Consider the following 16,548-nt stretch of genomic DNA (forward strand, 5'->3'; position numbering starts at 1 on the left):
CCTCACGTGGGCGCCGGCGCGAGCACGGGGATCTCGAGGTCCAGGCCGGGGGCACCCGGGCCCGCCTGCAGCGGCAGCCGCACCAGCCCGCGGCCCTCGAGGTACGGGGCCAGGTGGCGGCCCGCGACCTTGCTCGGCGGCCACCACAGCGGCTCGGCACCCACCGAGCCGACGTCGCGCGGACCCTGGCGCTCGAGGAAGCGGTCGCGCCGTCCGGTGAGCAGCCGCCCGCGGAGCACCTGCCGCAACGGCGGCAGGACGTCCAGGCGCCCGAGCTCCCAGGCGATGTGCGCCGCGGCGGCCTCCGCCTGCTGGCAGGCGAGTCCGCCCTGCTTGACCGGCCGGTCCGTCATGTCGCCGACGGCGTAGACGCCGTCGAGGCCGTCGACCACCCCGTGGTCGCTCACGGGCACGAACCCCTGCGCGGTCGCGGGCACCCCGTCCAGGCGCGGGCCCTCGAGCGCGGGGAGCGCGAGCACGCGGTCGACGCGCAGCACGGGATCGAACCCCGTGTCGACGATGCCGCCCGCACGGACCTCCGCGGCGACGCCCCGGTGCACGGTGATCCCGGCGTCGCGCAGCAGCTCGGCCACCACCACCGATCCCTGGGGGCCGAACACCGACAGCGGCTGCAGCTCGGGCGTGACGAGGTGCAGCTGCGTGCCGGGCCGCCGGACGGTCAGCGCCTCCGCGGTCATCAGCGCCAGCTCGTAGAGCGGCAGCGGCCACGTCGCCCCGCGCGGCACGACGAAGGCCGCCGAGCGCGCCCGGCCGCTGTGCAGGTCGGCGACGAGCTCGCCGAGCGGGCGGCGCCCGGCGCCGAGCGTCGTCGCGGCGCAGAACGCCGGGACCGCGGTGGCGCCGAGCGCGAGCACGAGCGTGTCGTAGGGGATCTCCAGGCCGTCGGCGCATCGCACGCGACGCCGGTCGGCGTCGACCGCGACGACCGCGGCCCGCACGAACGTGCCGTCGAGCTCGGCCAGCAGCTCGCGCAGGGCGATCCCGTCCGCGCTGCCGCGACCGAACGGCGCAGCGGTCTGCAGGGCGCGCAGCTCGAACACCGGCTCGGGGGCCACGAGCGTGAGGTCGACGGCGTCCGCGGCGAACGCGCGGAGGGCCAGCACCGCCTCCAGCGCGGCGACGCCGCCGCCGACGACCACGACGCGGATGGGCGGGACGGGGGCTTCACTGGACATGGCCCGATCCTGCCGCGGGCCGGCGGTCGCGCCATCCGGGCGGGACGCTCGCCGCGGTCCGTGTCCACTACGGACCGGGGTCCGCGGGCTAGCATCGGGGGTGTGAGCGAGATCCGCATCGTCCTCGCCGACGACCACGGCGTCGTGCGCTCCGGTCTGCGCCTGCTGCTGGAGGCCGAGCCGGACTTCGCCGTGCTCTCCGAGGCGGCGGACGTCGACGGGATGCTGCGCGCCGTCCTGGGCCACAAGCCCGACGTGCTCGTGCTCGACCTCAACATGCCGGGGACGACGTCGAGCCTCGACGCGATCCCGGGAGTGGGGGAGCGGTCCCCGGGCACGCGGACGGTGATCCTGACGATGCAGGACGACCCCGAGTACGCGCGCCGGGCGCTGCGCGCGGGCGCCTGCGGGTACGTGCTGAAGGAGGCGGCGGACACCGAGCTCGTCGAGGCGGTCCGCAGCGCGGCGGAGGGACGCACGTACCTGACCCCGAGCCTCGGGGCGCGCCTCGCGACGCTCCCCGAGACCCCGCAGGGTCCGCCGGACGACCTCTCCCCTCGAGAGCGCGAGGTGCTGCGGTTGATCGCCCTCGGGCACACGAACCCCGAGATCGCGCAGCAGCTCTTCCTGTCGGTCCGGACGGTCGAGACGCACCGGACCCACGTCCAGCAGAAGCTGGGCCGCAGCTCGAGGGCGGAGCTGGTCCGCTACGCCCTCGACCACGGCCTGCTGACGCCGGACTGAGGCCGGCGTCGGCAGCGATCAGTGCGCCACGGGCCGCAGCCGCGGCCGCGCGGAGCGCGCGGGGGCGGGACGGGCGTCGACCGCCGCCGGGGCGGTCGACGGGACAGGCGCCGCGTCGTCGGCCATGAGCGCCACGACCGACCGGCAGATGAGGACCGCGCAGACGGCGATCAGCGCGAGGACCGCGGCGACCGCGGCGGTGCTGGCGACCGTCCACATCCAGATCTCGGCGGCCACGACGCCGTACACGACCGCGGCGGCGAGGGCGATGAAGGCGCCCGGGGAGCGGGTGATGAGGAACATGGCTCCATGCTCCGCCCCGCGGGACGCCCGCACGTCCGGGGCGGCCACCGGTCCGGGTGCGGGCTTTCCCGCAGGTCGGCTCCGTGGTCCGGTCGCCCGCTCAGTCCCACAGACCCCGGAACTGCCACGTGAGCGGTGCGCCGCAGCGGCTGCACGGCACCGTGGCGGTCCGGCCGGTCACGAGCCGCTCGAGCGCGGCGTCGACGCGGACGGCCGTCGCGCCGCAGTCGGGGCACGGCTCGTCCGGCGCGCCGGCGGGATCGGCACCGACCGATCGTGCGCGACCGCAGCCACCGCAGGCCCGTACGACGCGCTCGACGAGGAAGCCCGGACCGACGGTCAGCGGGACGTCGGGCGCCGCGCAGCCGGCGCCGGTGCAGTGCAGGAGTCCGAAGGTGCCCATGGGGACGGGTCGCCCCGGGCGGGCCGGGTCTGACGGTCGCGCAATCTGGCCGGTCTACAGGTCGATCACGACGAGCTCGGGGCGGCGCTCGCGCAGCGCGTCGGTCACCTGGCGGCGGTGGCACTCGTGCGGCTGCGCCTCGAAGCACAGCAGCGCGGTGGCCGGGCCCTCGTCGAGCTCGGCGGCGAGCGCGTCGAGCTCCTGCGCCGCCGTGTCGCGCAGGTGTGCGCGGTACTGCTCGGCGCCCTCCTGCGCCCGCCGGTTGCGGTAGAGCCAGCGGATGTCCGGGGGCGTGCCGAGCGTGCGCCGGTTCTCGTAGGCGATGCCCGCCTCCTGAAGGGTCGCGCCGAGCCGCGTCTTGGAGAACCCGGCGCGGCGCGACTGCGGCCGGAACCGCACGTCGAGCACGCGCCGCACCCCGGCGGCCTGCAGCTCGGTGACGAGCTCCTCCAACCGCACTCCCTCGTAGCCGATCGTCCAGATGCGCGGGGCCATGGTCATGGTGTACCCGTCGCCGCGGCGGGAGGAGCCGGGCCACGGCGAGAGCCGGCGCCGGATGGACAGGACCGGCCCGCGGGAGCGTGGGCGGCGTGCGATGGTCCCCGGTGATGAGCGCCGAGCCCGACACCACGCCCGTCTGCGCGCACCCCGGGTGCCGTCGCGACGCGGAGTACCGCGTCGCGACCCCGGACCGGCTGGTGACGCTGCGCTGCCGCTGGCACGTCGACGAGGCCTGGCGTCCGCACGGCGCGGCCGCGACGGTGACCGCCATCTACGGGGACGCGCCCCCGATCGACACCACCCGCACCACGCGTCGCCCGCCCGTCGGCGCGCTGGTGCTCGGCGCGCTCTTCGTGCTCGTGGTCCTCGGCTTCGCCGCGCTCGCGCCCGTGCTGCTGTAGGTCCCTGGATCGAGCGACACCACCGCCGAAGGCGGCGGGCGGCAGGACCGGGTGCGTGACAAGTCCCGCGCGTCCTCGCCCCGGAACGCGGAAGGCCCCGCATCGCGGGGCCCTCGGGGATGGCACCTCCCGGACTTGAACCGGGGACACCACGATTTTCAGTCGTGTGCTCTACCAACTGAGCTAAGGCGCCAGGGCTGCACAGGATAGCGGGACTCCCGCGAGCGTTGCGCTCCGACGGTCGGGCGTCCCATCCGTGGGGTCGGGAGCGGTTACGCTCGCAGCCCCATGTCGCCGCGCACCCTCACGCTGATCCCGATCGTCGTGGTCGCGGTCTTCCTCGGTCTGCTGGTGCTGATCGTGACCGGGGGCGGCGACGACGACGGCGGGAGCGGCAGCGCGGCGACCGCGGAGATCGCCGACCCGCTCGCGGAGGCGCTGACCTTCGTGCCCACGGACGCGCCGCTGGTCGGGGTCGTCGAGACGGACACGGCGGCCGGTCCCGCCGCCGCGCTCCAAGCGCTCGGCGGGCGGATCCCGGGCGCGGCGCTCGCGAGCGGCGCGCTGGGCGAGCTGCTCGGCGACCAGGAGCTCCAGGCCGAGCTGCTGCCGCTGCTCGGCAACCCGCTCGTGGTCACCGCCACCGAGCTCCCGCGCGAGGACGCGACGCCCGCACCCGCCGGCCTGCCGTTCCGCGTGCCGTCCCCGCGCCGCCTCGCCGAGCACGTGCGCGTCGCGACCGTCGTGCGCGACCGGGCCGGCCTCGACGCGATGCTCGACCGCATGACCGGCACCGGGATGCTGCAGCGCGACGGGGAGAGCCGCGGCTTCGACCGCTACACGCGCACCGACGGCGCGTCGCTCGCGGTCGACGGCCCGGTGCTCGTCGCGACCGGCTCCCGGACCGACCTCGGACAGGCGCTCACGCTCCACGCGCGCGCGACCCGCGGCGGCGGCGCCACCGGCGGCGACGGGACCGGGGCGCTCACGCCCGTCGGCCTGCGCGAGCGGCTCGCCGGCCTGCCCGGCCGTGGCGCCGCCGTCGCGCGCATCGCCGCCGACGTCGAGGAGCTGCAGGACGCCGACCTCAGCGAGCTCGAGGTGCCGTGGCTCGGCGCGCTGCGGCGCGTCGCCCTGGCGCTCGTGCCGTCCGAGGACGGGCTCGACGTCCGCTTCCGGCTCGCCACCGACCCGGAGAGCGTGACCGACGGGGACGTGCCGATCGCCACCGGTCCGGGGACCGCGTCGCCCGCGGCGCAGGAGGACGCGCCGGTCGTCGTCGGGATCCGCAACGTCGCGCACACGATCGAGTTCGTGCGCCGCACCCTGCGCTCCACCGCGCCCGAGCTCGCCGCGCAGGTCGACGGGGTCGAGTCGAGCCTGCGCCGCCTCGCGCGCGTCGACCCGTCCTCCCAGCTGCTGCTGAAGCTCACGGGCACCACCACGGTCACGCTCGGGCCCGGCGGGGGCGTCGAGGTCCGGGCCGAGGTCCGCGACCCCGAGATGATCGAGGACGTGCTGCGGCGCCTGCCGAGCGCCGCCGCGGGCGGGGCGCTCACCGGCGGCGTCTCCGGGGAGGTCGACCTCGCGGGGATCGCCCTGCGCGACCAGGGCGACGGCACCTACGTCGTGGAGCGGGACGGCGGGCCGCTCGCGCGCGTCGCCGTGCTCGGCGAGGCGCTCGTGGTCAGCACCGACGACAGCACCGACCTGCAGGCGCTCGCCGACGCGTTCCCCGAGTCCCCGCCGGAGGGCGCGCGCGGTGCCCTCACCGCCCGGGTCAGCGCCGAGGAGGCGATCGACCTCGTCGGCCTCTCACCGGACCTCGCCGAGGCGCTCGGCACGTTCGGGACCGTCACCCTGCAGGCCCGCGGGGAGACCGAGGCGGTCTCCGGCTCGATCGGCCTCGTCGAGGGGGACGAGTAGCCGCGCGGCTACCGCGTGCCGAAGTTCTGGACCGCGTATCCGTCGACCCAGGCGGGACCGATGAGCGTGTAGATCGGGTCGAGGATGTTGCGCTTGTGGCCCGGGCTGGCCATCCACCCGCGGCACGTCGCCTCGGCGCTGGAGAAGCCCATCGCGATGTTCTCGCCCATCGCCCGGAACGGGAGCGCGCCCTGGAGCGCCGCCTCGATCCGGTCCCACGGGGTGCGGCCCTCGGGCGTCTCGTGGGAGAAGTAGGACCGCTGCGACATGTCGGCGGCGTGGCCGCGCGCCGCCCGGGTCAGCGACGCGTCGATCTGCAGCGGCCCGATCCCGCGCGCGGCGCGCTCGCGGTTGGCGCAGTCCATCACGCCCTGCTCGAGCGCGCTGATCGTCACGGTCTCGACGACCGTGTCCACCGGGGTCGGCGGCTGCGTCTCGTCGACCGGCTCGTCGTCCTGCACCGGCGGGGTCGGCGTCACCGGCCGGACCGGGCGGCGGACCGGCTTGCGGCACGCCCGCCGGACGGCCTTCTTGCGCGCGGCGCTCGAGGACTTCTTCGCCTTGGCCTTCGCGGCCTGGCAGGCGGTCGGCTTGCGCTTCGCCTTCGCGTCGGCGGACGCGGGCGCGGCCGAGCCGACGAGCAGGACGGCGGCGAGGAGGAGGAGCAGCAGCTGAAGGATCGGTCGCATCACGACCTCGGTCGGCAGCTCGCCGTCCCACCTGCGACATCCGGCCGTCCGATGTGGACGGATGTCCGGCGCGTGTCGCGGTCAGCGTCCGGCCCACGCCCGCAGCTGCGGGAGCGGGTCGACCGGGGTCGAGCGCGCGTCCACGCGCCAGCCGCCCGTCCAGATCTCGAAGTGCAGGTGCGGCCCGCTCGACGCGCCCGTGTTGCCGACGTCGCAGACCCGCTGTCCCGGGGTCACCGGCTGGCCGGCGCGCACGACGACGGTCTGCGCGCGGCAGTGCGCGAAGAAGAACGAGCGGCCGTCGACGGCGTCGATCACCGCGTACCAGCCCGCCCCGTCCCGCTGGTAGTCGACCGCGCGCACGGTGCCCGCCGTCGGGGCGACGACCGGCACGCCGCGTGCCGCGACGATGTCCTGGCCCTGGTGGACGTGCCCGTCACGGGCGGCGCCGAAGCGCGCGCCGTCCCCGCCGAAGCTCCACGGGCCCTGCACCGGGAACACCCCGCCGGCCCGCACGAGCGGGGCGCTCGGGGTCGGGGTCGCCGCCGGGGTCGGGGTCGCCGCGGGGCGTGGGGCGGCGCGCACCACGAGGCTCGCCCGTCCCGACGCGCGGGCGCGGCGCAGCAGCGTCCCGCCGCCCGGACCGGTGGCGTGCAGGCGCACCGTGTAGCGGCCGGCGACCAGGCGCGTCCCGCGCGGCCAGCGGACCGTGATCGTCCGGCCGGTCCGGACCCGTCCCAGACCGACGCGCAGCACCTGCCCTGTGCCACGCGCCGGCCAGAGAACGAGTCGAGCCCGCACCGTCAGCACCCCCTGCTGCTCGATGCGGAAGGTGATCCGCGGCGGCGTCGTCCCCTCCGTCACGCTCCCCGGGCGGACGCGAAGGGACTGCGCCACGGGCCGCGGATCCCGAGCCGAGAGGACCACCTGGCCGTACTCGGCTCCACCCGACCCACCGTGCGTGGGCGGCACCTGCGCGCCTCCGGCCGACGCGTCCGCGGAGCTCGCGAGCGCACCGGCGACCGTCGCGACGAGCGCGCAGGTCGGCAGGAGGGACTGGCGGGGACCGGCCACGACCGGACCATCGGCCCGCCCGCGCGCGACCGCACCCCGGTGTGCAGCCTTGTGGAGGTTTCGGGCGGAACGGGTGGAGGTTTCCGCCGGGAAGCGGCAGGTTCGGCGGCTCGACCGGGCCCCGGACGCGCCATATAGTGGAGCGGACGTGAGCCCGGGGGGACCCACCGGCAGGCCGATGCTGCAGCGGGAGGCAGAGCTCGCGCGGCTGCACGCCCTGTGCGCCGCCGCCGCCGACGGGCACGGGGCACTCGCCTTCGTCGAGGGGCACGCCGGCATCGGCAAGACCCGGCTGCTGGACGCCACGGTCGCCGCGGCGACCGACCGCGGGCTCGGGGTGCTGCGCGCCCGCGGCGGGCTGCACGAGCAGGGCGACGCCTACGGGATCGTCCGGCAGCTGCTCGGGTTCGTCCTCGACGAGCGCCTCGCGCTGCTGCACGGTCCCGCCGCGCTCGCGACCGGGGTCCTGGAGGGCCGCGCGCAGCCCGGGGCCGACAGCCCGTTCCCGGTCCTCCACGCGCTCCACCGGGTGCTCGTCACGCTGCTCGCGGACGGGCCGCTGCTGCTCGTGGTCGACGACGCCCACTGGGCCGACGAGCCGTCGCTGCGGCTCCTGGACGTGCTCGCCGCCCGGGTCGACCGGCACCCGCTCGCGCTCCTCGTCGCGGCCCGACCGCGACGCCCGGGCCGCGACGACACCGCCCGCCTGCTGGCCGCCCTGCGCGCCCGCGCACCCGACGCGCTCGTCGAGCCGGCCCCGCTGGGCCCCGCCGCCGTGCGCGAGCTGCTGGCCCGCGACGGCGCCCCCGCCCCGCGCGACGACGTCGTGCGCGCCTGCGTCCAGGTCACCGCCGGCAACCCGTACCTGGTCGGCGAGGTGGTGACGAGCCTCGAGCGCGCGGGGCGAACCCCGGCGACCGCCACGGAGGCGGAGATCCGCGGCCTGGGCCCCGCGTCGATCGCCGCGTCGCTGCGCCTGCGCCTCTCCGTGCTGCCGCCGTCGATCGAGGCCGTGGCCGAGGCCGTGTCGATCCTCGCCCCCGCGGCGGAGATCCGGCACGTCGCCGCGCTCGTCGACCGCCCCGGCGACGAGGTGGCGGTCGCCGTCGACGTGCTCGCGGGCCTCGGGATCCTCGCGCCGCGTCGCCCGGTGCGGTTCACCCATCCGATCGTCGCGCAGGCCGTGTCCGATGAGCTGCCGCCGGCGCAGCGCGCCCGGCTGCACCGACGCGCGGCCGACGCGCTGCTGGCGGAGGGGCAGCCGCCGACCCGCGCCGCGTCGCACCTGCTGCGCTGCGAGGCGGCCGGCGACCCGGAGGTCGTCGCCGTGCTCCGCGCCGCTGCGGTGACCGCGCTCGCCCAGGGGGCCGCGACGCCCGCCCGCCGCTACCTCGACCGGGCGCTCGCCGAGCCGCCCGCCCTCCCCGACCGCCCCGGGCTGCTCGGGCTGCTCGGCCAGGCGCTCGCCGCCGAGGGCGTCGACCTCGACGAGGCCTGTCGCCGGTTCGAGGAGGCCGCCGAGCTCGAGCCGACGCGCGAGACGGCCGCCGTCCACCTCGAGCACGCTGCGCGGCTGCGGCTCTTCTCCGGCGATCCGGCGCGCGCCCTGCGGCTGCTCGACCGGCCCTTCGCGCGCGGGACCGTCGACCGCGAGACGACCCTGCGGCTCCGGGCCCACCAGGCGTCCATCGGCGTGCTCGCCCCGCTGCACGGCCGACCGGAGCTGGAGCGCCTGGAGCAGTGGGCCGCGCTGCCGGGCGACACCCCGGGGGAGCTCGCGGTGCTCGCCGAGCTCGCCGCGGCACGCTGGCTGCAGGGACGCATCCGCGACGCCGCCGCGCTCGCGCAGCGCGCGCTCGCGGACGGGCGGCTGCTCGCCGCCGAGGGACCGCTGTCGACCGGCTTCAACCACGCGCTGCACGTGCTGCTGGACGCCGACCGCCACGATCTCGCCGAGCCGGTGCTCGGGGAGGCGCTCGCGCTCGCCCGGGCGCAGGGCGCCACCCTCGCCGCGAGCAGCCTGCTCGGCCTCCGCGCGGTGGCGCTGTGGCGGCGCGGCGACGTGCCCGGCACGCACCGCGCGGCGCAGGAGGCACTCGCGCTGCTGCACGAGGTCAGTCCGGGGATGGCCGGCCCGGCGCAGGCCGGGTACGTGGCGCTCGCCGCGGTCGAGCTCGGCGATCTCCCCGGGGCCCAGGCCGCGCTCGACGGCGCGGGGCTCGTGCCGCAGCTGCACGACCTGACGTTCCTCGGCGCACCGTTCGACGCCCGCGCGCGGCTGCAGCTCGCCCGCGGCCGGTCCCGGGAGGCGCGGGACACGCTCGAGGAACTCGCGGACCGCGACCGTCGCCTGGGGCTCGGGCACCTCAGCACGCCGTGGCGTCGCACCGCCGTCGAGGCGGCCCTGGCCCACGACGCCCGCGAGGAGGCGCGGACGATCGCCGACGAGCAGCTACGCCGCAGCGAGCGGTGGGACGTCCCCTCCGCGCGCGGGCTCGCGCTCGCCACCAGCGGGCTCGTCACCGCCGGCCCCCGCGGGATCGAGCAGCTGCGCGCCGGCATCGCGCTGCTGGAGGGCTCGCCCGCCCGCCTGGACCTGGCCCGCGCGCAGCTGGACCTCGGGCGCCTGCTGCGCCGCGAGCGCCGCGAGACCGACGCCCGCGACCCCCTGCGCGCGGCGCTCGACCTCGCCGACCGCTGCGGTGCCGCGACCCTCGCCGACCGGGCCCGCGAGGAGCTGCTCGCCACCGGGGCGCGGCCGCGCGGCGCGCGGACCAGCGGTGACGCCGCGCTGACCGCGGGCGAGCGCCGCATCGCCCGGCTGGCCGCCGCGGGGCGCACGAACCGCGAGATCGCCGCCGAGCTCGTCCTGTCCGTGCGGACCGTCGAGAACCACCTCGGCCGCGTGTACGGCAAGCTCGGGATCGGCTCCCGGCACGAGCTCGCAGGCGCGCTCGAGCCCGAAAGATGAGTGGTCACCACTCATGAGATGCCTGCGGGTGACGGGCAGGATCGGGCCTGCACGGGGACCCCACCCCGGCGCGCTCCGAAAGGCAGCAGTCCCATGTCCGTCCGTCCGCGGCTCCGTGCCGCGCTCCTCGCCACGCTGCTCGCCGTCACCGGCTCCGCGATCGTGGCCGCGCCGTCCCACGCGGCCGTCGAGATCCTCAGCCGCGGCTTCGCGCCCGACCCGGCCGTCGAGGGCGGCCAGGCCACCCTCACCGTCGACGTCACCGTCGGCCAGGCCCCGTACATCGTCGAGTTCTTCTGCTGCGACGCCACGAACATCGACACGCCGGCGCAGACGAAGGTCCTCCAGGAGACGAGTCCCGAGACCCAGGGCCTGCGCGGCACCCACGCGTTCACGTTCGACGTCGGCGCCGCGGGCACCCCCAACCGCACCGTCACCGTCCGCGTCACCGACTCCACCGGCGCCCAGCAGCGTCAGGCCCTCACCTTCCAGCCGCCGACGCGCGCGACGCCCCCGGTCCCGGTCACACCGCCCGAGCCCGCCGGGCCGACCCGGGTCGAGAACTGCCCCAAGACCGTCGAGTTCACGCTCGTGCGCCTGCGGACGACCGGCGGCTCCTGCTGGCAGGAGATGCGCGCCGGGACCGACGCGCTCACGCTCGGTGGCGTCGCGCTCGAGCCGCGCCAGCGGTTCTTCCAGACCGCGGACCGGTTCGTCCTCAACGGCATCCCCTTCCCCGCCGCCCCGGACGGCACCACCTACGTGCTCGGCGCGCCGACCCAGCGGGCGCCCGGCGGCACGCTCGGCATCGACCGCAGCATCGAGGTGAAGCTCGGCCCGGTCACCGTGCTGCGCGGCCAGCTGCTGTGGAAGCTCCCCTCCGGCACGAGCGAGGGCGCGCTGCCGGCGATCACGCTGCCCGCCGGGCGGCTCGGCGGCCTGCCGATCGGCGGCCAGGTGCAGGCGATCTTCCGCAAGCGCGCCGGGCGCTTCACCACGTCGTTCCCGATCAGCGTGACGCTCCCCTCGATCTTCCGGCCGTCCCCCGGGACCACCGGGGCGATCACCGGGCAGACCGAGATCTCCACCGACGACGCGCGCGGCGTCAGCGTCGACGGCGGCCGCATCGAGGTCGCCAACGCGGCGATCGGCAAGGTCGCGCTGAAGAACCTCTGCTTCTCGTACCTGTCGGCGAACGTGTCACGCAGCTTCGCGGCGTGCGAGCCGCCCTCGCTCAACGGCGCCCCGGCCGTGCAGTGCACGCCGCCGTCCCAGCGCCAGGAGCGCTTCGACGGCTCCGTGCTGATCGGCCTGCCGACACCGTCCCGCGCGGACTTCGCCGCCTACGGCGGCATCGCGGGCGGCCAGTTCGCCTACGCGGGCGGGTTCGTCGACAACGCGCGGATCCCGCTCGTGCAGGGCATCACGCTCGAACGGGTCGGCTTCGGCCTGTGCCTGCGTCCCGACGTCGTCGTGCGCGGGGACGCGGGCCTGGGCTTCGCCAACGGGCTCGTCCGCGGCGACGTCTCCGTCACCTACGCCGAGCAGGGCCGCACGTTCTTCGTCGAGGCGGCCGGCTTCCTGCGCGTCGCCGACATCCCGGTCGGCAACGGCCGCGTGCGCGTCAACAGCAACGGGGTCGTCGACTTCGACGTCAACGCCAGCGTCCTGCTCGCCGGCGGCTTCGTCCAGATCAACGGCGGCGTCTCCGGCTTCGTCCAGCCGCGCCCGTTCCTGTTCAACCTCGACGGTCGCGTCGCGCTGTGCCTGAACCTCGGGATCTTCGGCTCGCCGTGCGTCGCCCAGGCGTCCGCGACGGTGTCGAGCCTCGGGATCGGCGGCTGCGGCGAGTTCAGGTTCATCGGCGCCTTCAGCGGCTTCTTCTTCTACCAGACCCCCCGCAACGGGAAGCGGTTCGACTTCGGCGCCGGCTGCGGCTTCCAGTCCCGCGTGCGGATCGCGCGGCCCCGGCAGATCGGGCCGCAGGAGCTGACGTTCCCGGTCCCGCCGGACAACGACCAGTACGTGCTGCACGTGCAGGGCGTCGGCAAGCCGCCGAAGATCCTCGTCTCCAGCCCGACCGGCCGCACGTTCCAGTCCGGCCCCGACGCCCAGACCACCGACAACGCGACGTTCCTCATCGTCGAGAACCCCGAGGCGCCGGAGACGAGCGTGTTCTTCAGCAAGGACGCGGTCGCGGGCGGCTGGAAGGTCCGGGCGCTCGAGGGCAGCCAGCTGGCGGGCGCCGAGTTCCAGGCCGAGGAGAAGCGGCCGACCGTCGTCGCCGGCACGATCCGCGCCACGCGCGACGGGCAGCGCGAGCTCGACCTGCGCTACCGGCTGCGCGAGGGGGACACGGTGACCCTCGACGTGATCGGCAAGGACTTCCAGCAGCCGATCGCGTCCGGCCTGCGCGGCCGGCCGTGCACCGGCGGCCGGCGGGCCCCCGGCTCCACGACCGCCGAGTCCCGCTGCCGCACGCTGCGGTTCCGGCCCGCGTTCGGCTACGAGGGGCGGCGGATCGTCCGCGCGATCGTGCTCGACGCCCAGGGGGCCGAGCAGGACCGCTTCGACGTCACCTCCTACATGGCGCCCGCGCCCGCCACGCCGCGGCGGACCCCGGCGCTGCGCCTCGTGCGCCGTGGCAGCGACGTCTTCGCGGTCTGGGGACGGACCGGGGGGAACACCACCCGCTACGCGGCGTACGCGACGCTCGGGGACGGCCGCCGGCTCGGCCACACGGCCCCCGCCGACTGCCTGGCGTGGCGGATCGGCCGGGTCCGGCGCGACGTCCCGGTGACGTTGCGGATCCAGTCCGGCCGCCAGGACATCCGCTTCGGCCGGACCGCCAGCGTCACCCTCCGGGCCGGGGCGAGCTACGCGGGGCCGCGCGCCCTGCGCTCCGCCCGCCTCCCCCGAGCCTGCGCCTCGATCTGATGCGCCGCCCGCTCGCCCTGCTCGTCGTCCTCGCCGGACTCGTCACCGCCGCCCCGGCGTCGGCCGTGCCGCTGGAGGCGACTCCGTTCCCGGCCGAGCCGGTCGTCGGGGTGGAGCCCAACGAGACGCCCGCGACCGCGCAGCCCGTCCTCAGCGGCCAGCGGATCCGCGGGACGCTGCTGGCCCAGGAGGACGTCGGCCTCGACCTCGACCACTACCGCGTGAGCGCGCAGGCCGGTGAGCGGCTGTTCGCGGCGGTCACGACGGCCACCAGCCCGGTCGCGGACGTCGGCCTGCGGCTGATCGGCCCCGACGGCACCACGGTCCTGGAGTCCGACGCCGACGACGGCGAGCAGAACCCGCTGTCGGCGACCCTCGCCGGCGTCCCGCTCCCGCAGACCGGCACGTACACGCTGCGGGTCTCGCGCGACGGGCCGAACGTGATCGCCCCGTACGACCTCGTCGTGCGGGTCGTGCCTGGGGCCGCGACGGCCGAGAGCGAGCCCAACGACGTCGTCGCGCAGGCCAACCCGCTCCCGGCCGGCGGCGTCCTCGGCACGTACGCGGCCGGGGTGGGCGGCCAGGACCTGCACCGCCTGCAGCTGCAGGCGGGCGACACGGTCGCGCTCGCGCTCGACCTCGACCCCGAGCGCGACGGGGTGACCTGGAACGGGCGCCTGGCGCTCGCGGGCCCGTCGGGCCCGCTGGACCGGGTCGACGATCCCGGCGGTGACGCGACGCCGTCGGAGGCGCTCGTCCTGACGGCCGCCGAGACCGGCACCTACGTCGTGACCGTCGACTCCTCGTCGGCCGGGTCGGCGACCTCCACCTACCGGCTGGTCGCGACCGCGGTCGCGCGCGAGACGCCGTCGTGCCGCAGCGTCGCCGGCTCCCCGGCGGGGATCGGCGACGGCACCACCGAGGTGCCGATCGTCGTCACGGACCCGGCGGAGATCCGGCGGCTCGCGGTGAACCTGAGCATCACGCACACGCGGCTCGAGGACCTCGACGTGGCGCTGCGCTCCCCGTCCGGCGTGGAGGTGGCGCTGTTCAACGACGTGGCCCTGGGCGCCTCGGGCACCACGACGCACACCGCGACCTACGGGACGCTGGCCGGCGCGACGCTCGGGGTCGGGCTCGCGCCCGTGTCCGTCGCCCCCGGCGCCACCACGCGGCTGCAGTGGTTCGAGGGGACCGAGGCCTCCGGGACCTGGCGGCTGGTGCTGCGCGACGACACCCCGGGCAACGGCACGAGCGGCTCGGTGCTGCCGCCGACGCTGGTGCTGTGCCCGCAGGACCCGCTGCCCACCGGGAACGAGCTCTTCGCCGCGACCTTCAACGCCGACGACGGCGGCTTCACGCACAGCGGCACCGCCGACGAGTGGGAGCGCGGGACGCCCGCGACGGTCGCCACCAGCGGCCCCAACCCGGTCGCCGGCCTGTCGACGTGCGGCGAGGGCAGCGGCTGCTTCAAGACCGACCTCGACGGCACCTACGGCAACGGCACCCAGGTGCTGCTCTCCCCGCCGATCTCGCTCGCCGGCCGCAGCGGCCGGATCCTCGCCAGCTGGCGGCAGTGGTTCCAGCTGGAGTTCGCGCGGTTCGACTTCGCCCGCGTGAGCGTGGTCGAGGTGGGCGGGGCGAACCCCACGACGCTGTGGGAGTGGGACGGGCCGACGATGACGAACGTGGGGGTCGGTCCGGGCGTCGGGCTCGCGATCCCCGCGGCCGCCGGCTGGGCGCGGCTGACCGGGAACCTCTCCGCCTACGCGGGACGGACCGTGCAGCTGCGCTTCGCGCTGCAGGGCGACGCGAGCGTCAACTACGCCGGGCTGGCCATCGACGACGTCCGGATCGTCCAGCCGACCGGCACGCTGACGGTGGCGCCGGCCGGCGGCGGGACGGGTCGCGTCACCTCGTCGGTCGGCGGGATCGACTGCGGCGCGGCCTGCGCGTCGACGGCGCTGCCGCTGGACACCCCGGTCACGCTCACCGCGGTCCCCGCCGCCGGCAGCGTCTTCACCGGCTTCGCCGGTCCCGGCTGCAGCGGTGCGGCGACGACGTGCACGGTCACGCTGGACCGCAGCCGCACCGTCACCGCGACGTTCGAGCCCGCGCCCATCCCGGACCCCGGGGTGAACCCCGGCACCGGCACCGGGACCGGGACCGGGACCGGGACCGGGACCGGCGCACCGGGCGCCGCGACGCCCGATACGGGCAGCGGCTTCCTGCCCGACCCCGGGCTCGCCGGGGACGTGGACGCCGACACGGTCCGCCCGGCGCTCGCGATCCGGCTGGGCCGCGGTCGCCTGACCGCCCGGCGCAGCGCCACCGTCACGCTGACGCTGTCCGAGCGGGCGTCGGTCGCGGGATCGCTGAGCCTGCGCACGTGCACGCGCCGGCCCGGCGCCCGGCGGTCGACGTGCCGGACGACCACGCGGTCGGTCGTGCTCGGGACGCGCGGACAGGGGCGCAGCACCGCGCGGATCCCGCTGCGTGGCCTGCGTCCGGGCACCTACACGCTGCGGCTCACGGCCCTGGACGCGGCGGGCAACCGCTCGGCGGTCCGGACGCTGCGGCTGACCGTGCGCCGCCGCTAGCCGTCCAGCAGGGCGCCGGCGACGTCGGCGAGCACCGGCTTCATCGCCGCCCAGCGCGCGTCGATCTCCGCCGCGCCCGACACCGGGATCGCCATCACGAGCCCGCGGATGAGGGAGACGGCGGCGTCGATCGACGGCCGGAACCGCGGGTCGTCGCTGATGTCCGGGAACAGCGTGGCGGCCGTGCCGAAGATCAGCCCGCCGAGGCGCTGCTCGAGCTCGTGCAGGGCGGCGGCGAGCTGCGGCTCGGCCCATGCCGCGGCCCACAGCTGCGCCGCGGCGATCGCGACGGGGGACGTGAACTGCGCCCACGCCTGGTCGAGCACCGTCTCGCGCTGGGCGGGCTCGCGCAGCGCGACGAGGTCGAGCGCGTCGATCGCCTCGTCGGCGAGCCGCATCGCCAGGTGGCTGACGGTCTCGACGAGCAGCGCCTCGCGGGTCGGGAAGTGGTGCATGAGCGTGCTCTGCGCGACCCCGGCGAGCTCGGCGACCCGCCGCGTGGTCAGCTCCGCGTAGCCGTCCGCGACGAGCACCTCGCCGGTCGCGTCGAGGATCGCCGTGCGCGTGGCGACGCGCTGCTGGGCGCGGGTGAGGCGGCGGGGCTCGGCGGTCATCGAGCCGCAGTGTCGCAGGCGGCGTGTGCAGGCCTGCGCGCGTTGCGGTGGAGCCCTCCGCATTTCGCCGTTCACATGATCGACCAACTCTGGTACGGTGCCGCCCGTCGATCACGTGATCGGCGAAATCGATCAGGAGGACGGCGGGATGGCGAACGAGATCCGAGGCTCGCGACTGCGACGGGCCGC

General features: G+C 76.6%; 13 protein-coding genes and 1 tRNA gene. 6 read left to right on the forward strand and 8 right to left on the reverse strand.

The window, feature by feature from the left end:
• Positions 1–2: 2 nt before the first annotated feature.
• A complete protein-coding gene (locus GKE82_RS17750; protein WP_154734211.1) occupies positions 3–1,196 on the reverse strand; it encodes an FAD-dependent oxidoreductase in 1,194 nt (397 codons plus the stop codon).
• A gap of 102 nt (positions 1,197–1,298) precedes the next feature.
• Between GKE82_RS17750 and GKE82_RS17755 the strand changes: the two genes are divergently transcribed.
• Entirely contained in the window at positions 1,299–1,940 is a 642-nt protein-coding gene (locus GKE82_RS17755) for a response regulator transcription factor (RefSeq protein ID WP_309233685.1), read from the forward strand.
• Positions 1,941–1,958: 18 nt separating this feature from the next.
• Here GKE82_RS17755 and GKE82_RS17760 read toward each other — a convergent pair whose 3' ends face one another.
• From GKE82_RS17760 to GKE82_RS27250, 3 genes are all read right to left on the reverse strand, one after another.
• A complete protein-coding gene (locus tag GKE82_RS17760) occupies positions 1,959–2,243 on the reverse strand; it encodes a hypothetical protein (RefSeq protein ID WP_154734212.1) in 285 nt (94 codons plus the stop codon).
• Between the two features lie 100 nt (positions 2,244–2,343).
• Positions 2,344–2,646, reverse strand: a complete 303-nt coding sequence (locus tag GKE82_RS17765; protein ID WP_154734213.1) for a hypothetical protein — start codon at positions 2,644–2,646, stop codon at positions 2,344–2,346.
• A gap of 54 nt (positions 2,647–2,700) precedes the next feature.
• Entirely contained in the window at positions 2,701–3,141 is a 441-nt protein-coding gene (locus GKE82_RS27250) for a DUF488 family protein (RefSeq protein ID WP_196189287.1), read from the reverse strand.
• 113 nt (positions 3,142–3,254) lie between these two features.
• Here GKE82_RS27250 and GKE82_RS27255 point away from each other — a divergent pair, with 113 nt between their 5' ends.
• On the forward strand, positions 3,255–3,548 hold the full coding sequence (locus GKE82_RS27255) for a hypothetical protein (RefSeq protein WP_196189288.1): 294 nt from the start codon (positions 3,255–3,257) through the stop codon (positions 3,546–3,548).
• A 120-nt stretch (positions 3,549–3,668) separates the two neighbouring features.
• On the opposite strand, the gene GKE82_RS17775 is transcribed toward GKE82_RS27255, so the two are convergent.
• A tRNA-Phe gene (locus GKE82_RS17775) sits at positions 3,669–3,741 on the reverse strand.
• 95 nt (positions 3,742–3,836) lie between these two features.
• Here GKE82_RS17775 and GKE82_RS17780 point away from each other — a divergent pair.
• On the forward strand, positions 3,837–5,474 hold the full coding sequence (locus GKE82_RS17780; protein ID WP_154734215.1) for a hypothetical protein: 1,638 nt from the start codon (positions 3,837–3,839) through the stop codon (positions 5,472–5,474).
• An 8-nt stretch (positions 5,475–5,482) separates the two neighbouring features.
• Here GKE82_RS17780 and GKE82_RS17785 read toward each other — a convergent pair whose 3' ends face one another.
• A complete protein-coding gene (locus GKE82_RS17785) occupies positions 5,483–6,163 on the reverse strand; it encodes a CAP domain-containing protein (protein WP_154734216.1) in 681 nt (226 codons plus the stop codon).
• 81 nt (positions 6,164–6,244) lie between these two features.
• Entirely contained in the window at positions 6,245–7,237 is a 993-nt protein-coding gene (locus tag GKE82_RS17790) for a M23 family metallopeptidase (protein WP_196189289.1), read from the reverse strand.
• 148 nt (positions 7,238–7,385) lie between these two features.
• Between GKE82_RS17790 and GKE82_RS17795 the strand changes: the two genes are divergently transcribed.
• The 3 genes from GKE82_RS17795 to GKE82_RS17805 all read left to right on the forward strand — a co-directional run bounded on the left by GKE82_RS17795 (position 7,386) and on the right by GKE82_RS17805 (position 15,745).
• Positions 7,386–10,208 (forward strand): LuxR family transcriptional regulator, encoded by a 2,823-nt coding sequence (locus GKE82_RS17795; RefSeq protein WP_196189290.1) that lies wholly within the window; start codon positions 7,386–7,388, stop codon positions 10,206–10,208.
• Positions 10,209–10,301: 93 nt separating this feature from the next.
• On the forward strand, positions 10,302–13,145 hold the full coding sequence (locus GKE82_RS17800) for a hypothetical protein (protein ID WP_154734218.1): 2,844 nt from the start codon (positions 10,302–10,304) through the stop codon (positions 13,143–13,145).
• Positions 13,145–15,745 (forward strand): pre-peptidase C-terminal domain-containing protein, encoded by a 2,601-nt coding sequence (locus GKE82_RS17805; RefSeq protein WP_154734219.1) that lies wholly within the window; start codon positions 13,145–13,147, stop codon positions 15,743–15,745. Before GKE82_RS17800 ends, GKE82_RS17805 begins: the two co-directional genes overlap by 1 nt.
• Here the strand turns inward: GKE82_RS17805 and GKE82_RS17810 are convergent.
• Positions 15,742–16,359: a TetR/AcrR family transcriptional regulator gene (locus GKE82_RS17810; RefSeq protein WP_158276736.1), complete on the reverse strand. Its 618-nt coding sequence runs from the start codon at positions 16,357–16,359 to the stop codon at positions 15,742–15,744. The genes GKE82_RS17805 and GKE82_RS17810 overlap by 4 nt on opposite strands.
• Positions 16,360–16,548: the final 189 nt, after the last annotated feature.

This window comes from Conexibacter sp. W3-3-2 (assembly GCF_009707605.1).
Classification (GTDB): Bacteria; Actinomycetota; Thermoleophilia; order Solirubrobacterales; family Solirubrobacteraceae; genus Paraconexibacter; species Paraconexibacter algicola.